This window comes from Pseudomonas sp. Sample_9 (assembly GCF_004307535.1).
Lineage (GTDB): Bacteria > Pseudomonadota > Gammaproteobacteria > Pseudomonadales > Pseudomonadaceae > Aquipseudomonas > Aquipseudomonas mercuritolerans.
Window position 1 is genome coordinate 1 of the sequence record NZ_RAZO01000363.1, and the last position, 5,970, is coordinate 5,970.

Here is a 5,970-nt window from a genome sequence, read left to right on the forward strand (position 1 = left end):
TGAATGCCGTTGAGCAGCGGGCTCAGGTCGCTCATGCGCCCGGCGATCAGGTGGCGTACATCGCCTTCGCGCTCCCAGCGGCCGTCGACCTTGAGCAATTGCGAACCGACCAGCACTTGGCGCTGCCGCTCGGCCAGGTCACGCCAGACCACCACGTTGACGTTGCCGAACTCGTCTTCGAGAGTCACGAACGTCACACCGCTGGCCGTGCCGGGGCGCTGCCGGCCGGTGACCAGCCCGGCCACGCTGACCGGCCGGCCATGTTCGATATCCATCAATTCCCGCGAGCTGCGGCAGCGCCGGGCCTGCAACTCGCCACGCAACAAAGCCAACGGATGCGGACCCAGCGTTGTCCCCACCGTGGCGTAATCGGCATGCAGGTCTTCGCCAACGCTGGGTTTGGGCAGGACGATTTTGACTTCTTCCTCGTTGGGCAGGCCGGCGAACAGGCCGAGTTGTTTCTGCACCCCAGCCACTTCCCAACGCGCACGATGGCGATGCCCGGCCAGGCCACGCAAAGCGCCGGAGTCTGCCAGCAAGGCCTGCGCACGACTGTCGAGGGCGGCGCGCTCGCCCAAATCGGCAACATCGGCAAACGCCCCGTGGCGGCGCGCGGCTTCGATGCGCCGTGCGTCCTCTTCGCGAAACCCCTTGATCATGCGCAGGCCCATGCGAATCGCCGGTTGCCCGGCACTCAGCGGCTCGAGGCTGCAATCCCAGTCACTGGCGCGCACGTCCACCGGACGGATCTGCAATTGGTGCCGACGCGCATCCTGGAGAATCTGGTCCGGGCTGTAAAAGCCCATCGGCCAACTATTGATCAACGCACAGGCGAACGCCGCCGGCTCGTGACACTTGAGCCAGCAACTGGCGTAGGTCAGCAAGGCGAAACTGGCGGCGTGGGATTCGGGGAAGCCGTAACTGCCGAAGCCCTTGATCTGCTCGAAGATCTGCGCAGCGAATTCCGGCGTGTAGCCGTTCTTTTTCATGCCGGCGGCGAGGCGTTCCTTGTGCGGCTCCAGTCCGCCATGGCGCTTCCACGCCGCCATCGAGCGGCGCAACTGATCGGCCTCGCCGGGGCTATAGTCGGCGGCAACGATGGCGATCTGCATGACCTGTTCCTGGAACAACGGCACGCCCAGGGTTCTTTCCAGCACGACTTTGAGCGCTGGCGATGGATAGGTTTCCGCCTCTTCGTTATTACGTCGGCGCAGATACGGATGAACCATGCCGCCCTGAATCGGCCCGGGGCGGACAATCGCCACTTCGATGACCAGATCGTAGAAGGTCTTTGGCTTCAGGCGCGGCAGCATCGACATCTGCGCCCGCGACTCGATCTGGAACACGCCGACGGTATCGGCGCGGCTGATCATTTCGTAGGTCGGTTTGTCTTCGGCGGGGATCGTCGCGAGGGTCAGGTTCAGATCACGATGCCGGCGCAGCAGGTCGAAGCAGCGGCGAATCGCACTGAGCATGCCCAAGGCGAGGATATCCACCTTGAGCAGGCCGACCGCATCGAGGTCGTCCTTGTCCCACTGAATGATGGTGCGGTCGGCCATTGCCGCGTTTTCGACCGGCACCAAGGTGTCCAGCGGCTGCTCGGAGATCACAAATCCACCGGGATGCTGCGACAGATGCCGGGGGAAGCCGATCAGTTGCCCGGTCAGGCTCAGCACCCGGCGCAAAACCGGGCTGTCCGGGTCGAAGCCACCTTCGCGCAAACGCTCCAGCGGCGGGGTTTCATCGCTCCAGCGCCCGCAGCAGTCGGCCAGCGCGTTGATCTGATCCGGCGGCAGGCCGAGGGCCTTGGCCACATCGCGCACGGCACCGGTGGCGTGATAGGTGCTGACCACCGCCGTCAGCGCCGCACGTCGCCGGCCGTAACGGTTGAACACGTATTGCAGGACTTCTTCGCGGCGCTCGTGCTCGAAATCGACATCGATGTCCGGCGGCTCGTTGCGCTCTTTGGACATGAAACGTTCGAACAATAGCGTGGTGCGCTCCGGGTCGATTTCGGTGATGCCCAAGGCATAACACACCGCCGAGTTGGCTGCCGAACCACGCCCCTGACAGAGGATTTTCTGTGTGCGGGCAAAGCGCACCACGTCGTGCACGGTGAGGAAGTAGCTTTCATAGCCGAGCTCGGCGATCAATTGCAACTCGTCATCGATCTGCTTGAGCACCTTGGACTGTGGCCCTTTCGGCCAGCGCCAGGCAATGCCCTCCTCGGTCAGATGGCGCAACCAGGAACTGGCACTGTGGCCCTCTGGCACCAGCTCTTTCGGGTACTGATAGCGCAGCTCGCTCAGATCGAAGGTGCAGCGCCGGGCCAGGTTGACCGACTCCTCGAGCAAGGCTGGCGGATACAATTCGCGCAGCTCATCGAGGCAACGCAAATGCCGCTCGCCATTGGGGTGCAGGCGCAGACCCGCTTCAGCCACCGGGACGTGATGACGGATCGCGGTCATGGTGTCCTGCAAGGCACGGCGCCCCCGGGCGTGCATGTGCACATCGCCGCTGGCCACGGCTGGAATCTGCAACTCAGCCGCCAGAGCCAACAATGCCGCAAGCCGCTGCTGATCGTTCTGCCCGCGATGCAGTTGCACCGTGAGCCACAGGCGTTCGCCGAAGGTCTGTTTCAGCCAGCGACCCTCTTCGCGGTCATCCAGAGAATCCGGCACCCACAGCACCAGCAAACCCGGCAGCGCTTCGGCGAAATCTTCGCGCAGGAGCTGATACTGGCCTTTCTGCGTACGCCGCCGGGCCTGGGTGATCAGACCGCAGAGGGCCTGATAACCGACAAGGTTTTCCACCAGCAACACCAGTTTCGGGCCGTTGTCGATGCGCACCTCGCTGCCGATGATCAGTGGTAGCTCGACGGATTTTGCTGCTTGCCAGGCGCGGACGATCCCGGCCAGGGTGCATTCGTCGGTGATCGCCAGCGCCTGGTAACCGTGCTTTTTCGCTCGTTGAAACAGCTCGAGCGCGCTGGAGGCACCGCGCTGGAAACTGAAATTCGACAGGCAATGCAGTTCGGCGTAATCGGCACTCATGCGAACCAGCCCTGCAGCCACAACGGACCGCCCTCACCCACGGCGCGCCAGGCCCAGCCTTGCTGACCGGCGCGGTTCTGGATCAGGTAGTAATCACGCCGCACGTCACCACCGTCCCACCAACCGGATTCGATGCGCTCCGGCCCCATGAGAATCCGCGCCGAACCTTCCGGCACGCTTTGCGGTTCGTTGAGCAGCCAGCCCGGACGCTGCACGCTGGGCAACCCCGTGCAAAGGTGTTTATCGGCAGCGTTCTGCCATGCGCACTCAGGGCGATGATCGGCCTGAAATCGCAGCCCCTGCACCGCGTCATCACCCAGCCGTGCGCGCAGACGCTCGCGCAATTGCTCCCAGGGCAAGGTCTGTTGCGGGCGGTCGTCGAACAGTTCCTGATACTGCGGAACGAAACTCGGCAGGTCTTCAGCGCGCAAGCGAAAACCACGCACCGGCGCCTCCACCTGGACTTGCTCCAGCCGGCCACGGGCCAGTTCGAAGAGCATCGCCGCGTCACGCTCGGCGCTGAGCAGGCCGACCTTGATCACTGTGTCCGGCAGCCCGGCGTGTTCCAGAAGCAAATCGAAACGCTGCACGCCACTGTCGCGCCCACAGAGGAACGCCGACAAATCGCCGGTCAAGCGCCGTAACGGGAACAGCAAGGCCTGATGGGATTGCACGTCGAAATTCAGTTCGATGCGGATATCGAAACGGTCGGGCGGCAGATAGAACGCCAGCGCCAGCGGGCGTGCGCCGAACAGCGTGTCGAGGTGCTTGAGCATCTGCGCTTCGAAACGCCGGGCCAGTGCTTGGCGTGGCAGGCTTTGCACCTGACTGAGATTGCGCAGGCCCATGCGCGACAGCGCCGTGGCGACATTCGGTTCCAGCCCGACGCGGTCGACCGGCAATTGCCCGAGGTGATGCTGCAAAGCCTCACCGTCCGGCACCACCAGGCCATCGTAGGCATTGGCCAGCACTCGCGCCGCCACCGGGTTCGGCGCGGCGACTATGCGATGACGAAAGCCCAGATCTTTCAACTCCTGGCGCAGGCGAGCTTCAAATTGCGGCCAGGTACCGAACAGGCCCAGGCTGGATTCGATCTCGAACACCACGGTACGCGGGTAATGCACGCTGACCTGTGCGCTGAAACGATAGGCCCACGCGGCAAGAAACTGTTGCCAGTGTTCAACCTCGGCCACCTCGTAATCAGCGGTGGCAAAGCCTTTGCTCATGGCTTGCGCGGCGGTCATCGACATGCCGGGGCGCAGGCCGAGTTTGCGCGCCGCCGGATTCACCGCTTGCAGCACCCGGCGCTGGGCCGGGCCACTGAGCAGTACCAGCGGCTCCTCAGGATCGGGCCGCTGACGCAGTACGGCGTCGAGGGCCAATTGCGGAAACAGGATACATACCCAGCGCATGACGATCAGTGCCCCACGGTAAATGCAATCGGCGCCGCCCGCGCTAGCCCGCCACGGCACTTGAGTACGCGTAGCTGCGCCGGTTTGGCATCGATGGCAATCCGTAACGCTGCCGGTGACGGGTTGACCGCTTCGCTCAACGGGCGCCAGGCAAAGGCCAGGGTCTGGCCGGTTTCCGCCGCTACCTGCAAACGCCGCAAGGCTCGGTCATCGGCCTTGTTCGGCCAGCACAGCACCGCGCCGCAACTGCCCGAGCGCAGGCATTGCTCCGCCGCCCACAAGGCATCGCGTTCGCTGGCCTGAATGACCGACAACTGGCGCAGATCGACTCCGGCATTGGCCCAAGCCTGCGGGTACGGCACGAACGGCGGCGCCACCAGCACGATGCGCTCACCGGCCGCGGACAATCGCGCCAGGGTTGGCCAGACCAGTTGCAGCTCGCCGACACCGGGGCCGGCCAAGAGAATTTCACTCAGCGCCGCCTCCGGCCAGCCGCCGCTGGGCAGCGCTGCGTCCAGTGCCGCATGCCCGGTCGGCTGCGGACTCGCCGCCGGTGGCGCAGGCCTGCCGCGCCAGACCTGGCCGCCATTGAACAGCGTATCCAACGCAACGACGGCACCCATCAGCCTTGCCTCACCAGACCACAGAACACGCCTTCAATGGCCAGATCCTGATCATCACGCACGACAATCGGCTTGTAAGCCGGGTTGCGTGGCAGCAGGCGCACTTCATCCCCGACCCGTTCGAAGCGTTTGATGGTGACTTCACCGTCCAGACGCGCAACGACGATCTGGCCGTTCAGCGCCTCGGGATTGCGCCGCACACCGACCAGATCGCCATCGAGAATGCCGTCTTCGATCATCGAGTCGCCCTGCACCCGCAGCATGTAATCCGGGGTGCGGGAGAACAGCGCCGGGTCGAGCAGCAAACGGTTATGGATGTCGGCATCGGCGCCAATCGGTGCGCCGGCGGCAACACGACCAAGTACGGGGATCTCCAGCAATTCCGGACGCGGTGGCTGACCGAGCAAACGAATGCCCCGGGCCTGATGCGGGTTGACCTCGATGAAACCGGCTTCGGTGAGCGCCAGCACATGCTTGCGCGCCACGCTGCGCGAGGCAAAACCAAAAGCCTCGCTGATTTCAGCGAGGCTTGGGGGCTGACCGTGTTCGGCGATGCGATCGCGGATAAAGGTCAGGATGGCGGTACGGCGGGGAGTGAGGTTTGTCATGGAGTACATTTGTACTCCTGTGGGAAATGCCTGACAAGAACCGCCAGTCGGCGCAAGCCGACGCAGGAGCTGCCGAAGGCTGCGATCTTTTGATCTTGCTTTTAAAAGTCAAAGTCAAAGTCAAAAGATCGCAGCCTCGTTTCACTCGTCAGCTCCTACAGAATCCTCATGTCTCTGTAAGAATGGGGAGATGCGAAGAATCAAGTTGCGCCAGGTACGCCCACGGGTAAATCCCGCGTTGATGGCCATCGCTGAACACCAGTTGCACACCATA

Annotated in this window: 5 protein-coding genes; all 5 read right to left on the bottom strand. The window is 63.7% G+C overall.

Features of this window, described 5'->3' with window-relative positions; genetic code table 11:
* Positions 1–3,053, bottom strand: a 3,053-nt coding sequence (locus D6877_RS20895; protein ID WP_130911981.1) for an error-prone DNA polymerase, incomplete at its 3' end; no start/stop codon positions are given.
* On the bottom strand, positions 3,050–4,465 hold the full coding sequence (locus D6877_RS20900) for a DNA polymerase Y family protein (RefSeq protein ID WP_123442653.1): 1,416 nt from the start codon (positions 4,463–4,465) through the stop codon (positions 3,050–3,052). The genes D6877_RS20900 and D6877_RS20895, both read right to left, overlap by 4 nt.
* Positions 4,466–4,470: 5 nt before the next feature.
* Positions 4,471–5,088: a translesion DNA synthesis-associated protein ImuA gene (gene imuA / locus D6877_RS20905; RefSeq protein WP_130911982.1), complete on the bottom strand. Its 618-nt coding sequence runs from the start codon at positions 5,086–5,088 to the stop codon at positions 4,471–4,473.
* Entirely contained in the window at positions 5,088–5,705 is a 618-nt protein-coding gene (lexA, locus tag D6877_RS20910) for a transcriptional repressor LexA (protein WP_122751404.1), read from the bottom strand. The genes imuA and lexA overlap by 1 nt, the downstream gene beginning before the upstream one ends.
* A gap of 157 nt (positions 5,706–5,862) precedes the next feature.
* Positions 5,863–5,970, bottom strand: a 108-nt coding sequence (locus tag D6877_RS20915) for a gamma-butyrobetaine hydroxylase-like domain-containing protein (RefSeq protein ID WP_130911983.1), incomplete at its 5' end; no start/stop codon positions are given.